Here is a 23,349-nt window from a genome sequence, read left to right as displayed (position 1 = left end):
TTGCGAAAAGTATGGTGGAGAGCGTACTTGCGCGGCAATATTTTTAGATGACAGACTAAAAAAAGAATATTGCCGCTCAACTTCAGATTGAAGGTGAGGATGCAATGGATACGTTGAAAGGAATGGGTTTGCCTTATAATGCCGCTTCTCGTTTTATAGACCGAAATGTGGAAAACGGGCTAGGACATAAAGTCGCCATCTACTTCCAGGATATCTCCATCACCTACGACGAGCTGCAGCAGGCGGTTCACCGGTTCGGCAATGCGCTGCTCCGATTGGGCATTACGATGGAAGACCGTGTGCTGCTCTTATGCGACGATGCGCCGGAATTCGTGGAAAGCTTCTTCGGGGCCGTGAAGGTCGGCGCCGTTCCTATTCCGGTCAACACGGCGATGGCTCCGGCAGATTACGAGTATTTTCTGAATAACAGCAGAGCCAAGGTCATTGTGGCCCATCAAAGCTTATGGTATCGAATCCGCGACATCCGGGATCGGTTGCGTTATGTCAAGCATGTAATCGTCATTCATGAAAGCGCTAACCATGAAGCTGACGTGATGGATTACCGTCAATTGACGAACGGAGAATCGACGAACTTGGAAGGGGCGCATACGACGCACAGCGATTCCGCCTTCTGGTTGTACAGCTCCGGAAGCACAGGCAATCCGAAAGGGATCATTCATTTGCAGCATGATATGGAGTATGCCTTTAACGCTTACGCCCGAAATGTGCTCCAATTGAACGAAAGCGATATCACGTTCTCGGCTTCCAAACTATATTTTGCTTACGGGTTAGGCAACGGCATGTATTTCCCGTTTGGCGCAGGCGCTTCGACCGTTCTGCTTAAGGGACGTCCGAAGCCTGATGTTGTGCTCGAAACGATCGAGAAATACAGGCCGACCGTGTTTTTTGGCGTTCCTACCTTATACGGATCGATGATCGATCTGACAGAACGTTCGCAGCGCAAATACGATCTCTCCTCGGTGCGAATCTGCGTATCGGCCGGAGAAGCGCTGCCTGCGCAGTTCATGAAGAAATGGAAGCAGCTGTACGGCCTTGATATTTTGGACGGCATCGGTTCTTCGGAAGTGCTGCATATCTTTTTGTCCAATGGTATCGGGGATATTCGGCCAGGCAGCACCGGCAAGATCGTTCCCGGATACGATGCGAAAGTCGTGAACGAACTCGGGATGCCCGCATCGGCTATGGAGGTCGGCGACCTGCTCGTGAAGGGGGACAGCATCGCCCACGGGTATTGGAACCTGCATGAGGAGAACAAACGTAAGTTTATCGGAGAATGGCTGCATACCGGCGATAAATATTATATGGATGAGGATGGCTATTTCTGGTACTGCGGACGGTCGGACGACATGATCAAGGTGAATGGCATCTGGGTCTCTCCCGTTGAAATTGAAAACGCTTTAATCAAACATGAAACCGTTTTCGAGGTTGCCGTCGTAGGAGTGAAGCTGGAGGATGATCTTACGGTCTCGAAAGCTTATGTCGTACTGAAGGAGGGGATCGTTGCTCACGAAAGTTTGAAGTCCGAGCTGCAAGCTTTCGTCAAGAACGAGCTTGCCTCCTATAAATCCCCGAAGCTGATCGAGTTTGTGAATGAGCTTCCGAAGACACAGTCGGGTAAAATTCAGCGTTTTAAATTACGGACCGGATCTTAATCATCCTGAAGAGGGCCTTCGTCCATTTCTCGCCGGAAACGCCTTGAATTCGTAAACGAACTGGCATAATCTAGTATCAGTGATTGTAATTCGAAAAATGGTCGTATATAAGGAGAACCCAGCATGAAGCCCAGATCACTGATGTTTACGTTGTTCGGCGATTATGTTCAATATTACGGAGGGGAAATTTGGATTGGAAGCCTGATTAAGCTGATGGGTGAATTTGGCATTTCCGAGTCTTCCGTCCGCGGCGCGACGCTTCGCATGGTTCAGCAGGAGCTTTTTCAAGTTCGCAAAATGGGGCTGAACAGCTATTACCGGTTAACGGACAAGGGCAAGCGAAGAATCGAAGACGGGGTTAAGAAGGTGTATACGATAACGCCTCACAAGTGGGACGGCTATTGGCGCATTCTTACGTATTCCATGCCGGAGGAGAAGCGGGAGCTGAGAAATCAAGTCCGCAAGGAATTGGTCTGGACCGGGTTCGGCATGATATCCAACAGCACCTGGGTAAGCCCGAACCCGCTCGAGCGGCAGACGCTCGAAATGATCAAGACGTATCAATTGGAAGCCTACACGATGCTGTTTAGCGCAAGCACCGTCATGTCTCACAGCGACAGCGAAGTGGTGAAGCGCGGCTGGGATTTTGAAGCGATTGCGAACGAGTATGTTCCTTTCATCCAGAAATACCGGGAGAAATTCGCCGACCTTCAGGCCCGGATATGGGACAATTCCTTGACGGACCGGGATTGCTTTATTGAGCGGACGGAGCTTGTTCATGAATACCGGAAGTTCCTTTTCCTGGATCCGCTCTTTCCTTCCGAGCTGCTGCCGGGCGATTGGACGGGAAATACGGCACGGGAATTGTTTCGAAGCGTTCACCAAATCGTATCGGTCGGGGCGGTTCGATATTTTGAATCCGTCATCGAGCAGGCCCCGGGGCATGAAGTTGTCGGCGACCGCGAACACGCGATTAATCCTTTTGTGGAAATGTAAGGCTCCGGATAGCCGAACAAGGCTGTTCGGATATGGGCAAAGTCCCCCTCTCGCTTGGATAGGGGGACTTTGCCATATAGGAGGAGGTTGTCACGTTGAAATGGAGAGCCAATCGTTATGAACTCATCGAAGTGTCGAAAGGCCAGCGGCCGGCCGATCTCTTTATCCAGGGCGGCACAGTCGTCAATGTGTATTCGGGCGAGCTGCTGCCGCAGAACGTTGCCGTGTATAAGGACCGGATCGCCTATGTCGGAGAGAGCTGCGCGATGGTCGGCGAGAACACGCGCGTGATCGATGCCGAAGGCCAATTCGTTTGCCCGGGTTTTATCGAAGTGCATGCCCATCCATGGGTCATCTATAATCCGGTCAGTCTGGCCGCTCAAAGCGTCTCGACCGGAACGACGACGATAGTGAACGACAATCTCTTTTTCTATTTGCATATGGGTGCACAGGGCTTTAAACGGATGGTGGAAGATTTGCGCGAATTGCCGGGCAACCAGCTCTGGCTTGCGCGTCTGGTTTCGCAGGCGGAATTCATCGGGGAGCGGGACTGGTTTAACCACGCTGACCTGCGGATGCTGCTGGATATGGAGGAGGTCGTCGGGACCGCGGAAGTTACGAGATGGCCTCTGCTGTATGAGGGCGACCCCTTTCTGATTGAAACGATTGAATACGCGAAGAAGCGTGGGAAATTGTCGGATGGACATACGGCAGGCTGCTCCTATGAGAAGTTGAATGCGATTGCAGCTTCCGGCATCAGTGCCTGCCACGAGGCGATCACCGCGCAGGAAACGCTGGACCGGTTAAGACTCGGGTTATGGACCAACCTGAGAAACAGCTCGCTTCGTCCCGATTTGGAAGAGCTGATTAAGGCGATTACGGAGGGGAAGGTCGACACGCACCGGCTGCTGATGACGACGGACGGCCCGCATCCCGCATTTATCCTGGAAGAAGGCTTCGTCAACGGCCTGGTGCGCAAAGCGGTCCGGCTCGGACTGCCGCCTGTCCAAGCGATACAATTGGTAACGGTCAATGCAGCTACCTTCCTGCGGCTGGATGAAGAAATCGGGGGCATTGCGCCTTCGCGGCGAGCGGACATTATCATTTTGCCGGATTTGGAGCAATTCGAGCCGAGCCTCGTCATTTCCGGCGGCGAGACGGTGTTCGAGGGAGGAAGTTTGCAGAAGGAGTTGCCGCACATCGACTGGAGCCGGTATAGGATCGGCCGATGCCTGGAGGTGGAGAAGTCCGTTCTGGCGAATCCGGATATATACCGCTTCCCTCATCCGAACCCGGATGTGCCTGTTCCCGTCATCGGCTTCCGGAGCACCGTCATTACGAAGGGGATGGAGACGACGCTTCCGTCCAAGGACGGGTATGCCGACATTGCCGGCAAAGACGGGCTGCTGCATGTGGCGTTGATCGATCGTTTCGGCAAGTGGAGAACGAACGGACTGATCGAAGGATTTGCCGACAAGCTGGAGGGGATGGCTTCCACGTACAACACCCCGACGGATTTGCTCGCGATCGGCAAAAACCCGGAAGCCATGGCTCGCGCCGCGGCAAGCGTTCATGAGATGGGCGGCGGCATCGCCATTGTACAGGACGGCAAGCTCGCGCTTGAGATTCCGCTGCCGGTCGGCGGCATGATGACGGATCATACGTCCTTTGCTCAAGCCGTCAACTACCAGAATGAATTGCTGGCCGCTTTGAAGAGGCTAGGCTATCCGTTTCATGACATTTTATACACGCTCTTGTTTTTGACCTGTGATTTTTTACCCGGTCTGCGTATTGTTCCTTTGGGGGTTTACGATGTGAAAAGCCATTCTGTACTTCGGCCGCCCGTTCCGCTCCAAGGGTAAGGACGAATGAATAAGAGGAGAGAACCTGATGGAGATCCGTGAGATTCGGGAGGGATTATTCCGCCTTCCTATACCGGTGCCGTTCCCGATGAAGTTTGTGTACTGCTATTTGTTTCGAGACCGCAGGGGGTGGAGCATTGTCGATGCGGGGATGCAGCATGAGGAGGCCGTTCGAGCCTGGAAATCGGTATTCGACCGGCTGCGGATCGACCCGAAAGCGGTGCACAGCCTGTACGTGACGCATTTTCACCCGGATCATCTCGGTTTAGCGGGGCTGCTTCAAGATTGGACGGGAGCTCCCGTCTACATGAGCCCCCAGGAAATGACCATGGCGAAGCAGGTATGGTCACCCGGGAGCACCCAAGCCGAGGAGGTCAGGCGGATGTGCCTTTCGCACGGCATGCCGGATGAGCTGGCGGAGCAGGTTAAGGCGCAAATGAAAGTATTGTCCGGCGGGGTGCGGCTCCCCGTCATTACGCCGCTCGCGCAGCAAACGGTGCGGCTGGCCGACATGGACTGGGACATCCTCATTACCCCCGGGCATAGCGACGGGCATGTATGCTTGTACCAGCCCGAACATAAGCTGCTGTTTGCCGGCGACCACGTTTTGCACAAAATTACTCCGAATATCAGCCGATGGCCGAACGCCTCGCCCAATCCGCTGAAGCTGTACATCGAATCGTTAAACCGGCTGAAACCGCTGGACATTCAGCTGGCTTTAACGTCTCATGCGGACGTCATTCCAGATACGCGGCAGCGGATCGATGAAATATTGGCGCATCATGAAGGCCGTCTTGAACGTGTGCTTCAGCTCGCTTCCGGCGGCCGAACCGCATACGAAACGGCCCTGGTTTTGTTCGGGCACAGGGAATTAAACGCGCACCAATGGCGGTTTGCGCTCGCGGAAACGTTGGCGCATTTGGTGTATCTGGAGGATGCGGGACGCTTGTCCAGCGAGATCCGGGAGGGCAGGCATTATTACTACGGAAATGCGGGCCAGCTTTCCTGATCGGCTTCGCGAATAGGGACGACGGCAACCGTACACCGCGATACGCAAATCAGGTTCTCCAGCTCGTCGGTAATCCGGACATCCCATACCATCGAGGTGCGTCCTTTGTGCAAAGGAACCGCTGTGGCGGTTACCGTGCCGTCTTTTTTGCTGCGGATGTGGTTGGCGTTGATTTCCATTCCGAAGGCGGCGTGCGTACGCGAGTCGATATTGAGCAAGGCAGCGACCGAGGCGGCCGTTTCGGCCAGCGCGACCGAGGCTCCGCCGTGCAAAAATCCGAACAGCTGCCTTGTTTTTGCACTGACGGGCATACGCATGACGACCCGATCCGCGCTTAGTTCGGCGTAACGCATGTCCAGAGCTCCCAATAAAGTATGCTGCAGATGAGCGTTCAGCCGATTCGCCAATTCCGTTCGGGTCATTTCGTATTTTTGCAATAATTCGTCCGATACGACAAAATCGTGTGGGGATGCCATGAACGTGATGGACTCCTTCCGGGTTTTGAATGAACCTATATTATAGCATGATCTTGGCGCTTTCCCCAAAGATCCCCGTTTCTGACGAACGGGGATCTTTTATTACATTTTTATCACGAACGTAAAATAAACGTATTGACTACAAGTTGGATCGTTGATATATTATGTATATGAAACGAAAGTGAAATAAACGTAATGGGGTGAATGTTATGGATCGTTCCGCTTTACTCAAAGAAAAAGTGAATGCCGGTTTTTTTGTTGAACGTATGGAGGATATGGATGAGGCGTATTTGCAAGCCTTAAAACAAACACTGCTTATTGTCGGCGATACGGAGCTGTTAAGCGTACCGCCCTTGTTGACCGTGTATGATCAAGCTCCTACGCTGAACCACAAAATTACGGCGCTGGCGATCATGCAGGATGAAATCGGACACGCGCATATCGCGTACCGCCTGCTGAAAGATCTTGGGGAAAATGTCGATTCCATCGTGTACGACCGGCCGGCCAACAAGTGGAAAAATCCGTACGCCTTCGATTTCGAGCTGGAAAATTGGGTGGAGCTCGGCATGTTCAACGCTTTGTTTGACCGCGCGGGCTATACGCTCCTCGGCGACGCTTTCGAGCATACCTCGTACGGACCGTGGAAGCGGGCGCTTGTGAAAGTGGATAAAGAGGAATTGTTCCATCTGCGCAATGGCGAAATCATTCTGAAGGCGGCCATGGACCATCCGGAGACGGCGGACCAGGTTCGCAGAGCGATGGATTGGATGTTCCTGATGGCGCTGGAGTTCTTCGGCGTTTCCGACGAATTGAAGAGCCGCTCCGCGCAGCTTGACTATAAGCTCAAAGGCAAGACGAACGACGGGCTTCGCCAAAAATGGTTGTCGACGGCCGTTCCGTTCCTGGAGTCAATCGGATTGAAGCCGCCGGCGCATTACGACGAAGCGCAGCAGAAATACATGCTGGACGTACCGTTCCCGTGCAAATTCGATGCTGACCAGAAGAAATGGCTGTACGATCAGCCGGATACCTGGGATAACGTGATTCAGCGCTTTAAGAACAGAGGCCCGCGCAATCAGGAATTTGTAAACCGCATTCAACGGGGGGCCCACGAACTGGAAGCGCTTCGCCAAGAGGTGGTCTGAGATGAGCGAGATTAGCCTGATCGAGAAACGCTGCTGGAATGCTCTATATGAAGTGATGGATCCGGAATTCCCGGTCAGTGTCGTCGATATGGGATTAATCTACGGGATTTCGGTTCAAGACGGCGAAGCGGAAGTGACGATGACCTATACCGCCGCCTCCTGTGCTTGTATGGAATGGATTGAGGGCGATATTCAAAAACGTTTGTTGAAGGAACCCGGAGTTGAACAAGTGCGCATGAATGTCGTTTGGAGCCCTCCTTGGACCGTAGATCGCCTTTCGGCGGCTGCTCGCGAGAAATTAAAAACGTGGGGGGTTAGCGCGCGATGAACAGCAGCAGCAAGCAGAAGAAGGAATACAACGTGTTTACCAGGATTAAACGCGGCGACGACTTGGTCATGGTCGGCACCGTTGCGGCCGAGACGGACCAGCTTGCGAAGGTATACGCGACCTTCGTGTATGACGAGGAAGATTGGGTGGAAATGTGCGTCGTTCCGAGAGAGGAAATGACTTGGATCCGACAGCCTGAAGGGCTTTTCGAAAAATGGGGTGACGGGCGATGACGAAAGGCAGAGACTCTTTTATTCACATCGTGGAGACGATCGCGGACAATAAGTTTGTACTGGGCGACCGATTGGTGGAAATCGGGGTCGGCGGGCCGAATTTGGAAGCAAGCCTGTCATCGATTGCGATGGCGCAAGGTGAACTCGGTCATGCGAGGTTGTTATATAATTGGGCCTTCGATCTGAAAGGCTTAACCGGAAAGAAGCAGGACGTTCGCGACCAGACAGGTAAAGCGTTCCGTTTCGCCGGGAACACGACCGATTGGATCGGATTAATTGCATCCGCTTACACGATCAACGTGAGCTTTAATTTGGTCCTTCAGGCGATGTTTGAAGCCGGTCACACGGATATCGTCATGCGCATTCATAAGCTGCTGAGAGAGCAGGGCGATCATGTCGCCTACTGTAGAGGCTGGGCGGTTCAGCTGGCGAACGATACAGGGGCGGTACCGCGCAAGTTTCGTGAAGCGCTGCAGGAAAGAGTGGCCGAAGCGCGCGCATGGCTGGTCAAGCTGGAGGCGGATCAAGAGCTTTATGCAAGCGGTTACATGAAAGCGGGCACGGCGTTGACCGCCCGGTTCGATCAAATGATCGAGGCGGACGTGGCGCACAGGACGGCGGCCCATGGTTGACCGGGAAGAGAGATGCGCCGAACCGTTCTGCTGCTTCTGCGAATCCAAGGACGTCACGCTGATCGCGCCGTTCGGCACGGCCCAGCTCGTCCGCCAATATTATTGCAACGCATGTAAAAGCGTCTTTGAATTCGTTCGTTGGCAAGAGGAGCACCCGGACGAATCATAAGGAGTGAGGGACATGGTTATACGATCGGTTGGGGTCATCGGTTCCGGCACGATGGGGGCCGGTATCGCGCAGACGACGGCTCAGCACGGTTATCAGGTCGTTCTTTTCGATCGAAGCGAAGAAATCGTCAACAAGTCCAAGGCAGCCATAGACAGGCAAATCGACCGATTGGCGGAGAAGGGCAAATTGTCGGCCGAAGCGGCCGCAGATGTGAAGGGCGCCATCCGGACAACGGTGCGGCTCTCGGATATGCAGGAATGCCAGCTCGTGATCGAAGCGGTGCCCGAATCGATGGACATCAAGCGGGATGTGTTCCGGAAGCTCGACGAAAGCTGTCCCGGGGAAACGATATTGGCGTCGAATACGTCCTCGTTCTCGATCACGGCGATCGCAGCCGAAACGAGTCTTCCGGCTCGGGTGGCCGGCTTGCATTTCTTCAATCCGGCCCCGCTCATGCCGCTGGTCGAGGTGGTGAAGGGCATTCGAACGAGCGAGGAAACGATACGGGCGCTGCTTGAGTTCGCCGCGTCGATCGGGAAGTCTGCGGTATCTTGCGCGGACACGCCCGGCTTCATCGTCAATCGGGTGGCGCGCCCCTTCTACAACGAAGCGCTTCGCATTCTCGGGGACCGCATTGCCACGGCGGAGCAAATTGACCGCATTATGAAGCGGAGCGGGCAGTTCCGGATGGGGCCTTTTGAACTGCAGGACTTAATTGGGATCGATATCAACTTCTCCACGACCGTGTCGGTGTATGAAGCCTTTTACGGGGATCCGCGCTTCCGTCCCCATTACTATCAGCAGCGCATGGCGCAATCGGGCCGGCTGGGGAGAAAAACCGGAGAGGGGTATTATTCGTATGAGGGAACTCCCTAACGTTCTTATTCTGGGGAATAACTCCCTGGCAGCGGCATTACGCAAGCTTTGCTCCGATTCGGGACGCGTGCAGCTGTCGGACGGCAGCCGCCTTGAACGGGAGATGGACGTCATCGTGGAGACGACGAATGCCGATTTGGCGCAAAAGAGAGCAAATCTCGCATCGGCGGAAACCTATGCCGCAGGCGGGGATACGCTGATTCTTTCCACCGTGCTCGGGATCAGCGCGACCGAAAGCGCATCTTGGCTTCAAGATTCCACGCGGTTAGTCGGCTTCTCGGCGTTCGCTACGATCGAGAAGTCGGAGCTGGTTGAAATCGCTCCCGCCTTGCAGACGGAGGAATCGAAATTACGCCAGGCCGCCCGTTTTTTTGAAGCCTTGGGGAAACAAACCGAGACGGTGCAGGATGAGGTCGGCCTGGTTTATGCGCGGATCTTGTCCCTGATCATCAATGAAGCGGCCTTCGGGCTGATGGAAGGCATCGCATCGCCGCAGGACATCGACACGGCGATGCGACAAGGAACGAACTATCCGATGGGGCCGTTGGAATGGGCGGATACGGTCGGCGTGGATGATATTGTCGCCGTCCTGAACGGCCTTCACCGCGAAATCGGCGAAGACCGCTATCGTCCCGCGCCGCTGCTGCGGAAGCTTCTGTACGCGAACCGGCTCGGCCTTCAAAGCGGCCGCGGATTTTACACTTACCCGGAAGAGAGGAAGTTTCCATCATGAGGGAAGCTGTCATTGTGGATGCCGTTCGAACGCCGATCGGCAAATACAACGGAACGTTGAAGGATACGCGGCCGGACGATCTGGCGGCTCACGTGATTCGCGAGCTGCTGAACCGCAGCCGGGTGGAGCCGGAACGGATTGAAGACGTGTTCTTCGGCTGCGCGAATCAGGCGGGTGAAGATAACCGGAACGTGGCCCGCATGGCGGTGCTGCTGGCCGGTCTCCCCTTATCGATACCCGGGGTTACCGTGAACAGACTGTGCGGATCGGGGCTGGAGGCCGTCAATCAGGCGGCGAACGCGATCAAAGCCGATATCGGGGACGTGTTTATTGCCGGCGGCACGGAGAGTATGACCCGAGCGCCTTATGTCATGCTCAAGCCGGAGCATTCCGGGGCCCGAGGCAACCAGACGCTCTATGATACGATGCTGGGCTGGCGGATTGTAAATCCGGTCATGGAAGAGAAATACCCGCCGATCACGCTCGGAGAGACGGCGGAGAATGTCGCAAGCAAATACGGGATCAGCCGCGAGGAACAGGACGCATTCGCCTTGACCAGCCAGCAGCGCGCCCAGCAGGCAATCCGCGAAGGAAAGTTCAAGGATGAGATCGTTCCGTTCCCGATCAAGCGCAAGGGCGACACGGTTCTGTTCGATACCGACGAGCATCCGCGGGCGGATGCGACGCTGGAGAAGCTGGCGGAATTAAAGCCCGCGTTCCGCAAGAACGGCACCGTAACGGCCGGCAATTCCTCCGGCATCAACGACGGAGCGAGCGCGCTTCTCGTGATGGAGAGACAGACGGCGGAACGGCTGGGCTTGCGGCCGATAGCCCGGATCGTGACTTCGGCGACGGCAGGCGTCCATCCCGATTACATGGGGGTGGGACCTATACCCGCCGTCCGCAAAGCGCTGCAGAAGGCGGGACTCACCGCGAACCAGATCGATCTGGTCGAATTGAACGAAGCTTTCGCCTCGCAGTCTTTAGCTTGCGTGAAGGAGCTCGGGCTTGATGCGGAGCGGGTCAATGTGAACGGCGGGGCTATCGCGCTCGGGCATCCTCTGGGATGCAGCGGCGCCCGGATCATGACGACGCTGGTGCACGAAATGAAACGGCGGGATTGCCGGTATGCCTTGGCTTCCATGTGTATCGGCGTCGGCCAGGGAATCGCCACAATTGTGGAAAAATGGGACTGAGGGGGTAGGTTCGATGAAGCAGCATTATCCTTTATTCATCAACGGTGAATTTGTGGAAAGCAGCAGCGGGGAAGTCATTGAAACGTTCAACCCTGCCACCGGCGAGGTGATCGGCACGGTCGCCAAAGCGAACCGGGAAGACGTGGATAAGGCGGTTGCCGCCGCGAGAGCGGCGTTCGAGCAAGGCAAATGGCCGAAAATGAATGCGGCTCGCCGAGCCAAGATCATGATTAAAATCGCGAGCATCATGACCGAGCGCCTGCCGGAATTAATTAAAGCGGAAGTGCTGAACAGCGGTAAAACGGTCAGCGCCGCCAAGGGACAGATCGGTCAAGCGATAGAGGACTTCGAGTTTTACGCGGCTGCAGCCATGACGCAAAGCGGAGACGTCAATCAAGTGCCGAACGGATTTTTTAACTATACCGTGAAGGAACCGGTCGGCGTATGCGGACAAATCATTCCCTGGAACTATCCTTTGATGATGGCCGCCTGGAAAATTGCGCCTGCGCTGGCTACCGGTTGTACGGTCGTTCTGAAACCGGCCAGCCCTACCCCGATTACCGCTTACATGCTTGCGGAGATTTGCCAGGAGGCCGGCGTTCCTGCGGGTGTGGTCAACGTTATTACAGGCAGCGGTTCGGAAATCGGACCCTATATGACGGAGCACCCGGGCATCGACAAGATTGCGTTTACCGGCGAAACGGAAACGGGTAAAGACATTATGGCGCGCGCTTCGAAAACGATAAAACGGATCACGCTGGAGCTCGGCGGGAAATCGCCGAACATCGTGTTCGACGATTGCGATATCGACGGTGCGGTAGACGGCTCCTTATACGGAATCTTCTATAATACAGGCCAATCCTGTGAAGCGCGGTCCCGCTTGTTTGTACACGCGAACATTTATGACCGGTTCATGGAGAAGTTCATCGAGAAGGCGAAGCGCCTGCGCGTCGGCGATCCGTTCGCCGAAGGCGTGCATATGGGAGCGGTCATCTCGGCTAGCCATGAGCGGGTCATTGACGGGTATGTAAAACTTGCGGTCGAAGAAGGGGCGGAAGTGCTGCTCGGCGGCAAACGTCCGGAAGGGCCGGAATTCGAGAAGGGCCACTGGTACATGCCGACCGTCATCGGCAATGTCCGCAACGATATGCGCGTCGCGCAGGAGGAAATTTTCGGACCGGTCGTCGTCGTCATGAAGTTTCACGATGAGCAGGACGTCATCCGTCAGGCCAACGATACGATCTTCGGCCTCGGTTCGGCGATATGGACGAAGGACCACGGCAAAGCCCATCGCGTGGCAAGCGCAATCAAGGCGGGTATCGTGATGGTCAACTCACCAATTTCGGCATTTCCCGGCACTCCGTTCGGGGGCTATAAGCAGTCCGGCTTCGGGCGCGAGCTGGCTCTTGAAACGCTCAACTTGTATACCGAAACGAAAAGCGTCGTTTCTTACGTCGGGCCGAAGCCGCTTAATTTATTCGGACTCTAATCCATATAAGAAAAGAGGAACTGATCATGGGACAAAATTTAACGTTGACGAAAGAAAGCGGAATTGCCGAAATTCACCTTCATATCAACAAAACGAACTCTTACAGTCTGGACTTCTACAGAGAATTAAATGCCGCGATCGACGATATCCGCTTCGATCCTTCCATTAAAGTCGCGGTCCTGCTGAGCGATACGCCGAATTTCTTCTCGGCCGGCGCGGACATCAACTTCCTGAAAGCGGCCGATCCGAAGTTCAAAACGCAATTTTGCTTGTTCTGCAACGAAACGCTCGATAAAATCGCGCGCTCGCCGCAAGTGTTCATCGCCTGCCTCGAAGGGCATACGGTTGGCGGAGGTCTGGAGATGGCGCTCGGCTGCGACCTGCGCTTCATGGGCGACAAAGCCGGCAAGATCGGTTTGCCGGAAGTGACGCTCGGCGTGCTTGCCGGAACGGGCGGCACTCAGCGCCTTGCCCGCCTGATCGGGCCGTCGCGCGCGCTTGATCTGAACGTTTCGGCCGACCTGTTGACGCCGGAGGAAGCCCTTCATATCGGACTTGTCAATAAAGTGTTCCCGCAAGAACAGACGAGAGAGAAGACGCTGGAATATGCTCGTAAAATTGCAAACAGCGCCACGTACGCCGTTTCGAACATCAAGCTGTCGATCCAGAACGGGATCGAAATGCCGCTCAACGTTGCCATCCGATACGAGGGCGAGCTGCAAAACCTCTTGTTCCGTTCCGCCGATGCGAAGGAAGGCTTGGCGGCCTTCCTGGAGAAGCGCCAGCCGAACTGGCAAGGCCAATAACAGGAACCGCCGGTACGATCTGAATAAGCGCCGGAATGCGATATGGATTATGGATGTTCATAATCCATATCGTTTTTTTGAAACGTTGGGTAACCGGCAATAAGGAGACGTGCGAATGAGACGCAACCGGTTTCAAATCAGGGTCAATTTCGGGGATACGGACAAGGCGGGGATCGTTTATTATCCGAACTATTTCAAATGGTTCGATATCGCCGGCCATCAATTTTTCCGGAGCATCGGTCTCCCGCCTGCCGAGCTTGGCGAGAAGCACGGCATCATTCTCCCATTGCTCGATGTGCGCTGCACCTTCGAGAAACCGCTGTATTATGACGATATCATCACCATTGCCACCGAGGTAACGGAGGTCAACCGCAGAACGGTGAAGCTGAATCACGAGGTATTCCGGGGAGAAGCGAGAACGGGGCACGGCTACGAATTGCGGGGCTGGGTCAAGCAGGAGGGGGATCGCATCTTTGCCGTGCCGATTCCGGACGAAGCCCGCGCGCTGCTGGAAGAGGATACGGCCGTCGAGACGGTTCAAATTAATCCATGGTTGAACGCTTGAGAGGCTATCGGGCCGTTCAAAGCACAAACGTAGGGAAGTGAATATCTGATGAACGGTGAAGTTACGGCTTCCCGCCGTGTCATTCCGGTCGTTGCGCCGACGCCTTACGACGTGGGCGACGTCAATATGTTTCTGGTGTCCGATGAGCGTACGCTTACGTTAATCGACGCCGGGGACGACTCCGAGGCTTGCTGGGATGCGCTCCATGGCGCTCTGGAGAGAGCCGGGTTCGCTTTGCGCGATTTGTCGCAAATTTTAATTACGCACAGCCATCCGGACCATACCGGGTTGGTCAATCGGATTACGGCGCTCACGGATGTCCCCGTTTATGCACATCCGGAGGCGGTTCCGCGATTAACGAGAGAACCCGATTTTTTGTCCATGCGCGCAAGCTTCTACAAGCGGTTATACCGGGAAATGGGCTGCGGGGAAGCAGGAGAACGACATGCCGCACGCCTTCAACGCGCGATCAGGAACAACGATCCAAGTAAAATAAAGGCCCCCATCCGGACGCTTCGGGAATCGGACCGGATCGGAGCTTACCGGGTCATCGAGGTTCCCGGCCATTCGCCGGATCATCTTGCCTTCTGGGATGAGCGGGAAAAGAGGCTGTTTGCCGGCGATCATCTAATCAGGCATATTTCCAGCAACGCCTTTGTCGAACCGGACCGGGAAGGGAATCGGATACCGACGCTGGTTGCTTACGCCCGGTCCTTGACGAAGTGCCTGGAGCTGAAGGCGGACATCGTCTATACCGGTCATGGCGAGCCGGTGGACCGGCCTCATGAGCTTATCGGCAAGCGGTTGGCGCGCATTGAGGAAAAGGCGGAGAAATTGAAAGCTTACATTCGCAGCGGAAGCACGACGGCCTTTCAATTGGCGCAAGTTTTATATCCGCAAAAATATGATTCCGAATTCTCGGCGGTCATGTCGGAGATTATCGGTTTGTTGGATTATGCGGAGTCCAAAGCGGCAATCGGGAAGGCTATGCGCAGCGGCGTCTGGCACTATGAAGCGTAGGGAGGGGAACGAAGGTGGGAGATCAACCTGTCCTATTGGAAAGACGGGGTCATGTCGGCTGCATCCGATTGAACCGTCCGGAGGAACTGAACACGTTTAATTATGAAACGCTCGTTTGTTTGGATAATATTTTGGACGAAATTGCCAACGATCCGAAAGCGATCCGCGTCGTCATTGTGGAAGCCGAGGGGCGCGCTTTCTCCGCGGGCGCCGATCTGAAGGAACGGAAATCGTTAAATGAACAGCAGGTTCGCCGCAACGTCAGGAAAATCCGCGATGTATTCAGCGCCTTGGAACGGCTGCCGCAGCCTTCGATTGCCGCAATAAGCGGTTATGCCTTCGGCGGCGGGTTCGAGCTTGCGCTGGCATGCGACTTTCGCTATGCGATCCGCGGAGCATTGATGGGGCTTACGGAGGTCAGTCTGGGGATTATTCCGGGCGCGGGCGGCACGCAGCGGCTGCCCCGGTTAATCGGCCCTTCCAAAGCGAAGGAGCTGATTCTTACCGCCCGCAAAATAACGGCCGACGAGGCGCACGCCATCGGGTTCGTGAACGCGGTGGCCGACGATCAGGCACACCTGGCCGAGCTGTGCGGGAAGCTGGCGGGCGAAATATTGAACAATGCTCCGCTTGCGGTCTATCAAGCCAAGCGCGCGATCGATGTGGGAGCGGGAGGCGATCTGCAGACGGGACTGGATTTTGAATCCAAAGCCTATGAGGTCATCATTCCGACCAAGGATCGGGTGGAGGCTCTGGCTGCCTTTCAAGAGAAAAGAAAGCCTGTGTTTACAGGCGAATAGCAAAGCGGGGTGTGCGCATGTACAAGGCGATTGTCAGCGGGACCGGCTCTTATGTCCCTGAGCATATAGTAACCAATCACGATCTGGAGAAGCTGGTGGATACCTCGGACCAATGGATCCTCGAAAGAACGGGTATAGCCGAACGCAGAATCGTTACGGATGATCAGGCCACTTCCGATTTGGCCTATTTTGCCGCACTGGAAGCGATTCAAAGCGCGGGAATTACCGCCGCCGATATCGATATGATTATCGTGGCCACCGAAACGCCGGACCATCCGTTTCCGCCCGTAGCCTGTCAGCTGCAGCAGCGGCTCGGCTGCCGGCAAGTCACCGCATTTGACGTCCATTTAGCGTGCACGGGGTTTATCGCGTCGCTGCACGTCGCCGAGAAGTTTGTCAAAGCCGGTCCGCACCGGCACGTACTCGTCGTTGGCGCGGATACGTTATCGCGGATTACGGACTATACGGACCGCTCGACCTGCATCATTTTTGCCGATGGAGCGGGCGCCTTCGTATTATCGCGTGAAGAAGGCGGCGGCACGCTCGGACTGCTGCATACGGCGGTTCATGCCAACGGCGAATACTTCGACGCTGCGATCGTTCCCGGAGGCGGCAGCAGGTACCCGGGGGCCGGCGATGAAAGCAACAAAAACAAAATTCACATGAACGGCAACCGCATCTTCAGACTGGCGGTCAACCTGATGAGCCAGAGCATCATGGAAACGCTGGAGCATTGCCGGTATACGCTGGAGCAGGTCGATTGGGTGATTCCGCATCAGGCGAATCAAAGAATCATTGATGCCGTAGGAAGAACGCTCGAAGTCCCGGAGCATAAAATGATCAGCACGATCCGGTATTTCGGCAACAATTCGGCCGCAACCATCCCTTTGGCCATGGACCGGTCGGTGAAGGCAAACAAAATCAAGCGAGGAGATGTCGTGGCTTTAGCGGCATTCGGCGGAGGCTTAGGCTGGGGCTCCGCATTATTGCACTATTAGCGGCAGCCGGCACGCGGCGATCGGACTTCGGACAAGACCGGAGGCAGATTGCCTTGCTGTGCGCCTGTTTGCTTAGATGCGGCACCCGCCGTGAAAAAGATTTAAACTTGGGCATTGACGGTGTGACGGGGATCATATTATATTATGGATATAACACGAAAGTCACAAAAACATAATGATATAGGGAGGTGTCCCCCGCCCAGTTTTTGAAACCGCTTCCGATCCGGCAACCGATAAAGGAGGGCTTCAAGTGATCTTGGATCACTTCATTGCCATCGCTCCGTATTTTCAAAGCATGATCCTGGAAGACTGCCGTGTTTGCCACATCCTGATATGATATGTTTATTTTACGAAAGTTCATAAAACGCTTGTAATCATGTCGTGTTTCATCATGGGTACACAGGTGTGACGCATACTTCTTATTGAAAGCGGTACCAAACACTCTTGAGGGGGCAAACAAAATGAGTTTTGGGAAAAAAGTGGTTCGTTTGGCGGCAATCGCAAGTTTGGTCATTTCCGTGTTGAGCGCCTGTGGCTCGGCCGATACGAAACCGGCAAGCGCGCCAAGCGCAAATCAGGAGAAGACGGCGACAGCGAAACCGATCAAAATCGGCTTTCTTGTGCCGAAAACGGGAAAAGGGAAAGATTACGGAGAAAAAGAGGAAATCGCCACTAAAATCGCAGTCGATGAAATCAACGCCGCAGGCGGCATTAACGGCAGCAAGCTTGAATTGGTGACTGAGGATACGGCCGGCGACAACAAGCAGGCGGTGCTGTTGACGCGGAAGCTTGAAAAGGAAAACGTCGTTGCGATTTCCGGCCCCCACTTCAGCGGTGAAGCCGAGGTGACGTTTCCGATCGCCAACGAGCTGAAGATTCCGATCATCTCTTACGCTTCCGCCAAGCCGGGTATTTCCGCAGCCAACCGTCCATGGGCGTTCCGGAACTCCATGACGGACGACAAGCTGCTGAGTACGGCGCTTCCGGTATTCGCCAAGCATTACAACGTCAAGAAATTTGCCGTTATTTATGACGAGAAGGACGCCGTCTCCAAATCGGCGGGTGTGGATGTGCTGCCTGTCGCGATAGAGAAGAACGGCTTTGAATGGGTCAACAAGAGCAATCCTCTGGCTATTAAGACAGGAGATACCGATTATAGCGCGATCGTCACCAAGGTCAAAGGCATGAAGCCGGAGGCTATCGCCGTCAGCGTCTTGTATCAAGAAGGGGCCGGGTTGGTGAAAGAGCTGAGAAGGCAGGGCGTGAACGTTCCGATCATCGGTACGGTTGGCATCTATGCGTCGGCTTTCCCGAAATTAGCCGGCGAGGCGGCTAAAGATATCGTGGTAGGCACTTACTGGTATCCGGAAATCGACCGGGCGCAGGCCCAGGAGTTTCTGAAAAAGTTCGAGCCGGAAGCGGTAAAGCTGACACCGGATGCTTCAAAGCCGGATCCGTATGCGGTGAATGCGTACGACAATATCCAAATTATTGCCAAACAGCTTAAAGACGCCGGCTTGAATGGAGACAGCGATGTGAAGAAGCTGCGCGAAACGGTGAGATCCGGCTGGGAAAAGCTGAAGGACTATGAAGGCACGCAAGGCAAAATGACGATTGATGCGGAAGGCGACGGCGTCAAGGAAGTGCATACGGTTACGATAAAAGACGGGAACTACGCTCCGTTAAAGTAAGGGAGGCGCCACCATGGAGTTGATCCAGCAGTTGATTAACGGCCTGCTGCAGGGAAGCTTGTACTCGCTACTGGCGATCGGGTTCACCCTGATATTCGGGGTACTCAGCATGATGAATTTGGCTCACAGCGAAGTTTTCATGACATCGGGCATTATGGTCTATATCCTGATCGATAAAGTTCACCTCCCGCTGTACGCCGCCGTTCCGATCGTTCTGGCAGGCTCCATTGCGCTCGGCATGGTGATCGAGCTCGTCAGTTTCCGGCCGATTCGGCGGGATTATCATTATGCACCGCTGGCAAGCACAATTGCGCTTGGCATCGTCATTTCCGAACTGGTCGTCAATTTGTCCGGTTCCGACGCCAAGTCCGTTCCTTCTGTCATCCACCTGTCGAATTTGCAAATCGGCGAAGTGCTGATCAGCAGTCCGCAAATGATCCTGCTGCTCGTATCGCTCGTCTCCATGCTGGGCCTAAGCTATATTATGAAAAGCACCAAACTGGGGCGTTCGATGAGAGCGCTCTCGGAAAGCGAAACGGCGGCGAAGCTGCTGGGCGTCCATGTACGCTTCGTCGTCGTTTCGACCTTCGTCTTGGCCTCGCTGCTGGCGGCAGTCGCCGGCATGCTGTACGCGATCCGTTTCGAAACGGTGTCCCCGTTTATGGGAACGATGGTCGGACTGAAGGGCTTGGCGGTCATGATCATCGGCGGCTTAGGGAACATCAGGGGCGCGATGATCGGCGGTATTTTGATGGGACTGCTTGAGGTCATGGCTATCGCGCTTCCGCTCGGTTTGACCGAGTACGCCGATGCCGTCGTTTGGGGGATGCTCATTCTTATCTTATTGTTCCGCCCAACCGGATTAATGGGTTCAAGCGTGCAGACGGAAAGGGTGTAGCCGATGGAGCAATCGATTTTTATATTTGCAGGAATCAACATTATCCTCGCGTTAAGCTTGTACGTGACGATGGCGACCGGGCAGCTTTCCTTGGGGCATGGAGCATTTATGGCACTAGGCGCCTATGTCTCTTCCATCCTGACGGTCCATTTCTCCATTCCGCTTGTTCTATCGTTTCTGGCAGGGGCTGCGGCTGCGGCACTCGTCGGGTTTGCGATCGGCTTTCCGGCGCTGCGGATTAAAGGCATTTACCTGGCCGTGGGAACGCTCGGATTTAATGAAATGATCGAGGTCGTGCTGCGCAATGTGGACTATATCGGAGGCGCCTCCGGGCTGAGCGGGATGTCGGGAACGACACTTGCGAATGTGGCCGTCGGCACGGTCGTCGTGCTTGCCGCCGTCTTATATATGAACCGCACGCGGTTAGGCTGGGCGTTCAAGGCCGTGGAGCAGGATGAAGTCGCTGCCCAATCGATGGGATTGAACGTCACGTTTTTCAAAATATGCGCGTTTACGATCAGTGCGGGCATTGCCGGTATCGCCGGCGCCTATTACGCCCACTACATGTTTTTCATCGATCCGCAAAGCTTCGGTTTTCATACGTCGCTGCTCATCTTGTTCTACGTGCTGATCGGCGGGTACCAGACCCCTTGGGGAGCGGTGACGGGCGCGTTCCTTCTCACGCTGATTCCTGAAATTTTCCGGGGGCTCGAGGAATGGAGGCTGGTTGTGTACGGGATCATCATCGTCGTCATGATGGCGGTACGGCCTCAGGGTCTCATTTCGGAGAAGACGGTGAAAACGATCCGCAGCCGGTTCGCGCGCAAACAGCGGCAGTCGCCTTCATCCATATCCTCACTTCGCTAAAGGAGGGATTCACCTGTCCATGCTGAACATTCAAAATTTGTCTAAACGCTTCGGTGGAATGGATGTCATATCCGGCCTGAATCTGCACGTGAAGGCCGGGCGGATTCACAGCATTATCGGCCCGAACGGTGCGGGGAAGACGACGCTGTTCAACCTGATCACCGGCTTATACAAACCGGATTCCGGCGACATTCGCTTCGAACAAACGTTGTTGAATCCGTTAAAGCCGCATCGGATCGCCAAGCTCGGGATCAGCCGGAACTTTCAAAACATCCGGCTGTTCTCGCATATGACGGTAGAGGAAAACTTGCGGATGGGTCAAGGCACGCAAATCTCCTTCGGCCTGTCCAGCCTGATTCCTTACCTGCATGGGAACAAGCGTCAGAGCCTTGAGGGCGAATTGGAAAGAGTGCTTGACTTGCTGTGCTTTGAGCGTAAGCGAGATTTGCCGGCGAGCCAGCTCTCGTACGGGGAGCAGAAACGTTTGGAAATCGGCAGGGCGGTTTGCTCCGGGGCCAAGTTAATTTTGCTGGATGAGCCGGCGGCCGGGCTTAATCCGGAAGAGAGCGCGCAATTGAACGAGTTCATCTTGACGATACGCGATCATGGAGTGACGGTTCTGCTTATCGAGCATGACATGTCCGTGGTCATGAAGATTTCCGACATCGTCACCGTCATTAATTTCGGCCAAAAAATCGCGGAGGGAACGCCGCAGGACATCAGGCATCATCCGGCTGTGCTTGAAGCTTATTTGGGAAGCGAGGAGGAGGAGGCCGTATGACCGCGATTCTTGAAGTGAAGGCAGCTTCTGCCGCATATGGGCAAATTCAAGCGCTTCGGGGCGTAAATCTGGACGTATACGAAGGAGAGGTTGTCGCTCTCATCGGGTCGAACGGAGCGGGGAAGAGCACACTGCTCAAGACGATTTCCGGAATCATCCGGCCTACGAACGGGGAAATCCGTTTCAATGGCGCGCCCATCCATCAAGAACAGACGCATGTGATCGTAAAGTCGGGGCTGGTCCATGTTCCGGAAGGCCGGGCGATTCTGAAAAGGATGACGATCGAAGACAATCTGCTCACCGGCGGCATGTATGCAAGCAAGCAAGATACGCCGCATTTATTGGCACATGTCTATGACATTTTTCCTCTGCTGAGAGACCGCAGGCATCATCCGGCAGGGACGCTTTCCGGAGGACAGCAGCAGATGCTTGCGATCGCGCGCGGATTGATGGCGCAGCCCAAGTTGCTGATGCTCGATGAGCCTTCCCTGGGTCTCGCTCCCCTCGTGATTAAAGAAATTTTCGGGTTGATTCAGACGTTGAAAGCCAGCGGCATGACCATCCTGCTCGTGGAACAAAATGCCCGCCAGGCGCTGCGCATTGCCGACCGCGGGTACGTCATTGAAAACGGAGGCATCAAGCTGGCCGACCGGGCGAATGCCTTGCTGCATAACGACATGATCCTGCAAGCGTATCTCGGAGGCGCTCATAGCGCATGAAAGGCCGGTTCCGATTTACAAGCTTGAACCCGTTTTCCATGAATCATTGTACGAGCGGCTTTATCGCTTGGTTGTTTGGCGTCACCGGGCCGTTTCTGATCATTCTGCAATCGGCCGCACAGGGACAGCTCCAGCCGGAAGCGACTTCCTCCTGGGTGTTCGCCGTCTATGCGACCGGCGGGGCGCTGACGATCATGCTGTCCGTCTTGTACAAGCAGCCTATTGCGGTAGCTTTCTCCATCCCGGGCGCTGTCCTTGTAGGTACGTCGCTTTCCAACCATCCCTTCAACGTCGTCATCGGGGCTTATGTGCTGACGGGGCTGCTGATTCTCCTGCTTGGCATGGTCGGCCTGGTGGAGAAGCTGATGAAATCGATTCCGCTGCCGATTATGATGGGGATGGTTTCGGGTGTCTTACTCCCCTTCGGGTCCAATGTCGTGACCTCGCTGAAAGACGCTCCGTTGCTGAACGGCTTGACGCTGCTTACGTTTCTGGTTTTGTCCTATTTCACCCGGTGGGCCAAACGGATTCCTCCCATTCTGGGGGCCATCGCCGTTTCCGCCGTCTGGCTCATTTTTTTCGGGGGGAGTCCCGCAGGAGAGATCGTATTCCGGATAGCGAAGCCGCATGTGTATAGTCCCGCGTTCGATTGGAGCACCATCGGCGAGCTTGTCATTCCGCTGGCGATGACCGTTATCGCCGTCCAGAACGCGCAAGGCATCGGGGTTCTCAGAGGAGACGGGTACGAGCCGCCGGTGAATGCGATGACCCGATGGAGCGGAATCGGTTCTTTGGCGAATGCGTTGATGGGCGCACATTCAGCCTGTATTGCCGGTCCGATGACGGCGATTCTGACCGATGAGAAGAACGGACCCAAGGAACACCGTTACCTGGGGTCGATCGTGATGGGGGCATTGTGGGTCTTATTCGGTTTATTGGCGCCGATGGCTGTGCTCTTGACGGATTCGATCCCCGCCTCCTTGATTAAGCTGCTCGGGGGATTGGCCATGATCGGAGTGCTCGTGAATTCCCTGCAAATGAGTTTCTCGGCCGGTCATAAATTGGGCGCTCTGTTTGCCTTCATGATTACGTTATCGGATATCACGTTATTCAGGATCGGAGCGCCGTTCTGGGGATTGGCCGGCGGAATCGTGTTCTCGTTCATCCTGGAGAAGCAGGATTGGCGCAAAATCAACATCAAGGCCGTTGTAACGAAGTAACGGCGCTGAATAAACCCTTCACCCCAAACCGATAGCCCGGGGTGAGGGGTTCTTATTTTTGGAGCGGTTGGACTTGTTCAGCTTTCTATTTTTTTTTCTTTTACAACAGACAGGTCTGCACTATAATGTAATAGACATAAATGAGTAACTACTAAAAGGAGAGTCGA

General features: G+C 54.9%; 25 protein-coding genes. 24 read left to right on the top strand and 1 reads right to left on the bottom strand.

What is annotated here, in order from left to right; all coding sequences use genetic code 11:
• The first annotated feature begins 104 nt into the window (after positions 1-104).
• The 4 genes from PVA01S_RS10980 (at position 105) to PVA01S_RS10965 (ending at position 5,540) form a co-directional block, all read left to right on the top strand.
• The gene (locus tag PVA01S_RS10980; protein ID WP_127607553.1) at positions 105-1,673 is read left to right on the top strand and encodes a benzoate-CoA ligase family protein; all 1,569 of its coding nucleotides are present in this window, start codon (positions 105-107) and stop codon (positions 1,671-1,673) included.
• 123 nt (positions 1,674-1,796) lie between these two features.
• Complete coding sequence (locus PVA01S_RS10975; RefSeq protein ID WP_127607551.1) at positions 1,797-2,669, top strand: PaaX family transcriptional regulator; 873 nt, start codon at positions 1,797-1,799, stop codon at positions 2,667-2,669.
• 95 nt (positions 2,670-2,764) lie between these two features.
• On the top strand, positions 2,765-4,531 hold the full coding sequence (locus tag PVA01S_RS10970; protein WP_127607549.1) for an adenine deaminase C-terminal domain-containing protein: 1,767 nt from the start codon (positions 2,765-2,767) through the stop codon (positions 4,529-4,531).
• Positions 4,532-4,559: 28 nt separating this feature from the next.
• Positions 4,560-5,540, top strand: a complete 981-nt coding sequence (locus tag PVA01S_RS10965; protein WP_127607547.1) for an MBL fold metallo-hydrolase — start codon at positions 4,560-4,562, stop codon at positions 5,538-5,540.
• On the opposite strand, the gene PVA01S_RS10960 is transcribed toward PVA01S_RS10965, so the two are convergent.
• On the bottom strand, positions 5,513-5,962 hold the full coding sequence (locus tag PVA01S_RS10960) for a hotdog fold thioesterase (protein WP_127607594.1): 450 nt from the start codon (positions 5,960-5,962) through the stop codon (positions 5,513-5,515). The genes PVA01S_RS10965 and PVA01S_RS10960 overlap by 28 nt on opposite strands.
• 263 nt (positions 5,963-6,225) lie before the next feature.
• Between PVA01S_RS10960 and PVA01S_RS10955 the strand changes: the two genes are divergently transcribed.
• The 20 genes from PVA01S_RS10955 (at position 6,226) to PVA01S_RS10865 (ending at position 23,182) form a co-directional block, all read left to right on the top strand.
• Positions 6,226-7,161, top strand: coding sequence for a Phenylacetic acid catabolic protein (locus PVA01S_RS10955; protein ID WP_127607545.1), 936 nt, complete (start codon positions 6,226-6,228; stop codon positions 7,159-7,161).
• A 1-nt stretch (position 7,162) separates the two neighbouring features.
• A complete protein-coding gene (locus PVA01S_RS10950; RefSeq protein WP_127607543.1) occupies positions 7,163-7,489 on the top strand; it encodes a metal-sulfur cluster assembly factor in 327 nt (108 codons plus the stop codon).
• Entirely contained in the window at positions 7,486-7,722 is a 237-nt protein-coding gene (locus PVA01S_RS10945) for a hypothetical protein (RefSeq protein WP_054795666.1), read from the top strand. The genes PVA01S_RS10950 and PVA01S_RS10945 overlap by 4 nt, the downstream gene beginning before the upstream one ends.
• Positions 7,719-8,354, top strand: a complete 636-nt coding sequence (locus tag PVA01S_RS10940; RefSeq protein ID WP_127607541.1) for a Phenylacetic acid catabolic protein — start codon at positions 7,719-7,721, stop codon at positions 8,352-8,354. The genes PVA01S_RS10945 and PVA01S_RS10940 overlap by 4 nt, the downstream gene beginning before the upstream one ends.
• The gene (locus tag PVA01S_RS26590; RefSeq protein ID WP_164751797.1) at positions 8,347-8,523 is read left to right on the top strand and encodes a PaaD-like zinc ribbon domain-containing protein; all 177 of its coding nucleotides are present in this window, start codon (positions 8,347-8,349) and stop codon (positions 8,521-8,523) included. The genes PVA01S_RS10940 and PVA01S_RS26590 overlap by 8 nt, the downstream gene beginning before the upstream one ends.
• Before the next feature lie 12 nt (positions 8,524-8,535).
• Complete coding sequence (locus PVA01S_RS10935) at positions 8,536-9,399, top strand: 3-hydroxyacyl-CoA dehydrogenase NAD-binding domain-containing protein (RefSeq protein WP_054795668.1); 864 nt, start codon at positions 8,536-8,538, stop codon at positions 9,397-9,399.
• Positions 9,383-10,132, top strand: a complete 750-nt coding sequence (locus tag PVA01S_RS10930; RefSeq protein ID WP_127607539.1) for a 3-hydroxyacyl-CoA dehydrogenase family protein — start codon at positions 9,383-9,385, stop codon at positions 10,130-10,132. The genes PVA01S_RS10935 and PVA01S_RS10930 overlap by 17 nt, the downstream gene beginning before the upstream one ends.
• Complete coding sequence (locus tag PVA01S_RS10925) at positions 10,129-11,328, top strand: thiolase family protein (protein ID WP_054799013.1); 1,200 nt, start codon at positions 10,129-10,131, stop codon at positions 11,326-11,328. The genes PVA01S_RS10930 and PVA01S_RS10925 overlap by 4 nt, the downstream gene beginning before the upstream one ends.
• A gap of 13 nt (positions 11,329-11,341) precedes the next feature.
• Entirely contained in the window at positions 11,342-12,817 is a 1,476-nt protein-coding gene (locus PVA01S_RS10920; protein WP_127607537.1) for an aldehyde dehydrogenase family protein, read from the top strand.
• Between the two features lie 26 nt (positions 12,818-12,843).
• Entirely contained in the window at positions 12,844-13,623 is a 780-nt protein-coding gene (locus PVA01S_RS10915; protein WP_054795669.1) for an enoyl-CoA hydratase/isomerase family protein, read from the top strand.
• A 115-nt stretch (positions 13,624-13,738) separates the two neighbouring features.
• A complete protein-coding gene (locus tag PVA01S_RS10910; protein ID WP_127607535.1) occupies positions 13,739-14,188 on the top strand; it encodes an acyl-CoA thioesterase in 450 nt (149 codons plus the stop codon).
• A gap of 48 nt (positions 14,189-14,236) precedes the next feature.
• On the top strand, positions 14,237-15,208 hold the full coding sequence (locus tag PVA01S_RS10905) for an MBL fold metallo-hydrolase (protein ID WP_127607533.1): 972 nt from the start codon (positions 14,237-14,239) through the stop codon (positions 15,206-15,208).
• Positions 15,209-15,222: 14 nt separating this feature from the next.
• On the top strand, positions 15,223-16,008 hold the full coding sequence (locus PVA01S_RS10900) for an enoyl-CoA hydratase-related protein (RefSeq protein WP_054799015.1): 786 nt from the start codon (positions 15,223-15,225) through the stop codon (positions 16,006-16,008).
• Between the two features lie 17 nt (positions 16,009-16,025).
• Positions 16,026-17,006, top strand: coding sequence for a beta-ketoacyl-ACP synthase III (locus PVA01S_RS10895; protein WP_054795673.1), 981 nt, complete (start codon positions 16,026-16,028; stop codon positions 17,004-17,006).
• A 461-nt stretch (positions 17,007-17,467) separates the two neighbouring features.
• Complete coding sequence (locus PVA01S_RS10890; protein WP_127607531.1) at positions 17,468-18,697, top strand: ABC transporter substrate-binding protein; 1,230 nt, start codon at positions 17,468-17,470, stop codon at positions 18,695-18,697.
• A 13-nt stretch (positions 18,698-18,710) separates the two neighbouring features.
• Positions 18,711-19,595 carry a branched-chain amino acid ABC transporter permease gene (locus tag PVA01S_RS10885; RefSeq protein ID WP_054795676.1) on the top strand — a complete coding sequence of 295 codons (885 nt, stop codon included), beginning with the start codon at positions 18,711-18,713 and terminating at the stop codon, positions 19,593-19,595.
• 3 nt (positions 19,596-19,598) lie between these two features.
• Positions 19,599-20,462, top strand: coding sequence for a branched-chain amino acid ABC transporter permease (locus tag PVA01S_RS10880; protein WP_127607529.1), 864 nt, complete (start codon positions 19,599-19,601; stop codon positions 20,460-20,462).
• A 19-nt stretch (positions 20,463-20,481) separates the two neighbouring features.
• Positions 20,482-21,243 (top strand): ABC transporter ATP-binding protein, encoded by a 762-nt coding sequence (locus tag PVA01S_RS10875; RefSeq protein ID WP_127607527.1) that lies wholly within the window; start codon positions 20,482-20,484, stop codon positions 21,241-21,243.
• 5 nt (positions 21,244-21,248) lie between these two features.
• Positions 21,249-21,962, top strand: a complete 714-nt coding sequence (locus PVA01S_RS10870; protein WP_459558712.1) for an ABC transporter ATP-binding protein — start codon at positions 21,249-21,251, stop codon at positions 21,960-21,962.
• On the top strand, positions 21,959-23,182 hold the full coding sequence (locus tag PVA01S_RS10865) for a benzoate/H(+) symporter BenE family transporter (protein ID WP_127607524.1): 1,224 nt from the start codon (positions 21,959-21,961) through the stop codon (positions 23,180-23,182). The genes PVA01S_RS10870 and PVA01S_RS10865 overlap by 4 nt, the downstream gene beginning before the upstream one ends.
• The last annotated feature ends 167 nt before the right edge of the window (positions 23,183-23,349 follow it).

Origin of the sequence: Paenibacillus validus NBRC 15382, from assembly GCF_004000985.1 — a bacterium.
Classification (GTDB): domain Bacteria; phylum Bacillota; class Bacilli; order Paenibacillales; family NBRC-103111; genus Paenibacillus_G; species Paenibacillus_G validus.
The sequence above is the reverse complement of the archived record's forward strand: the minus strand, read 5'-3'. Positions and strand labels throughout refer to the sequence as shown.

What these genes read in the sequence shown, in the direction of transcription:
- PVA01S_RS10920 (WP_127607537.1), top strand. Translation starts at nt 11,342, where the DNA reads ATGAAGCAGCATTATCCTTTATTCATCAACGGTGAATTTGTGGAAAGC.
- PVA01S_RS10895 (WP_054795673.1), top strand. Translation starts at nt 16,026, where the DNA reads ATGTACAAGGCGATTGTCAGCGGGACCGGCTCTTATGTCCCTGAGCAT.
- PVA01S_RS10945 (WP_054795666.1), top strand. Translation starts at nt 7,486, where the DNA reads ATGAACAGCAGCAGCAAGCAGAAGAAGGAATACAACGTGTTTACCAGG.
- PVA01S_RS10975 (WP_127607551.1), top strand. Translation starts at nt 1,797, where the DNA reads ATGAAGCCCAGATCACTGATGTTTACGTTGTTCGGCGATTATGTTCAA.
- PVA01S_RS10865 (WP_127607524.1), top strand. Translation starts at nt 21,959, where the DNA reads ATGAAAGGCCGGTTCCGATTTACAAGCTTGAACCCGTTTTCCATGAAT.
- PVA01S_RS10880 (WP_127607529.1), top strand. Translation starts at nt 19,599, where the DNA reads ATGGAGCAATCGATTTTTATATTTGCAGGAATCAACATTATCCTCGCG.
- PVA01S_RS10875 (WP_127607527.1), top strand. Translation starts at nt 20,482, where the DNA reads ATGCTGAACATTCAAAATTTGTCTAAACGCTTCGGTGGAATGGATGTC.
- PVA01S_RS10910 (WP_127607535.1), top strand. Translation starts at nt 13,739, where the DNA reads ATGAGACGCAACCGGTTTCAAATCAGGGTCAATTTCGGGGATACGGAC.
- PVA01S_RS10915 (WP_054795669.1), top strand. Translation starts at nt 12,844, where the DNA reads ATGGGACAAAATTTAACGTTGACGAAAGAAAGCGGAATTGCCGAAATT.
- PVA01S_RS10965 (WP_127607547.1), top strand. Translation starts at nt 4,560, where the DNA reads ATGGAGATCCGTGAGATTCGGGAGGGATTATTCCGCCTTCCTATACCG.
- PVA01S_RS10980 (WP_127607553.1), top strand. Translation starts at nt 105, where the DNA reads ATGGATACGTTGAAAGGAATGGGTTTGCCTTATAATGCCGCTTCTCGT.
- PVA01S_RS10930 (WP_127607539.1), top strand. Translation starts at nt 9,383, where the DNA reads ATGAGGGAACTCCCTAACGTTCTTATTCTGGGGAATAACTCCCTGGCA.
- PVA01S_RS10960 (WP_127607594.1), bottom strand. Translation starts at nt 5,962, where the DNA reads ATGACCCGAACGGAATTGGCGAATCGGCTGAACGCTCATCTGCAGCAT.
- PVA01S_RS10925 (WP_054799013.1), top strand. Translation starts at nt 10,129, where the DNA reads ATGAGGGAAGCTGTCATTGTGGATGCCGTTCGAACGCCGATCGGCAAA.
- PVA01S_RS10955 (WP_127607545.1), top strand. Translation starts at nt 6,226, where the DNA reads ATGGATCGTTCCGCTTTACTCAAAGAAAAAGTGAATGCCGGTTTTTTT.
- PVA01S_RS10935 (WP_054795668.1), top strand. Translation starts at nt 8,536, where the DNA reads ATGGTTATACGATCGGTTGGGGTCATCGGTTCCGGCACGATGGGGGCC.
- PVA01S_RS10940 (WP_127607541.1), top strand. Translation starts at nt 7,719, where the DNA reads ATGACGAAAGGCAGAGACTCTTTTATTCACATCGTGGAGACGATCGCG.
- PVA01S_RS10905 (WP_127607533.1), top strand. Translation starts at nt 14,237, where the DNA reads ATGAACGGTGAAGTTACGGCTTCCCGCCGTGTCATTCCGGTCGTTGCG.
- PVA01S_RS10890 (WP_127607531.1), top strand. Translation starts at nt 17,468, where the DNA reads ATGAGTTTTGGGAAAAAAGTGGTTCGTTTGGCGGCAATCGCAAGTTTG.
- PVA01S_RS10885 (WP_054795676.1), top strand. Translation starts at nt 18,711, where the DNA reads ATGGAGTTGATCCAGCAGTTGATTAACGGCCTGCTGCAGGGAAGCTTG.
- PVA01S_RS26590 (WP_164751797.1), top strand. Translation starts at nt 8,347, where the DNA reads ATGGTTGACCGGGAAGAGAGATGCGCCGAACCGTTCTGCTGCTTCTGC.
- PVA01S_RS10950 (WP_127607543.1), top strand. Translation starts at nt 7,163, where the DNA reads ATGAGCGAGATTAGCCTGATCGAGAAACGCTGCTGGAATGCTCTATAT.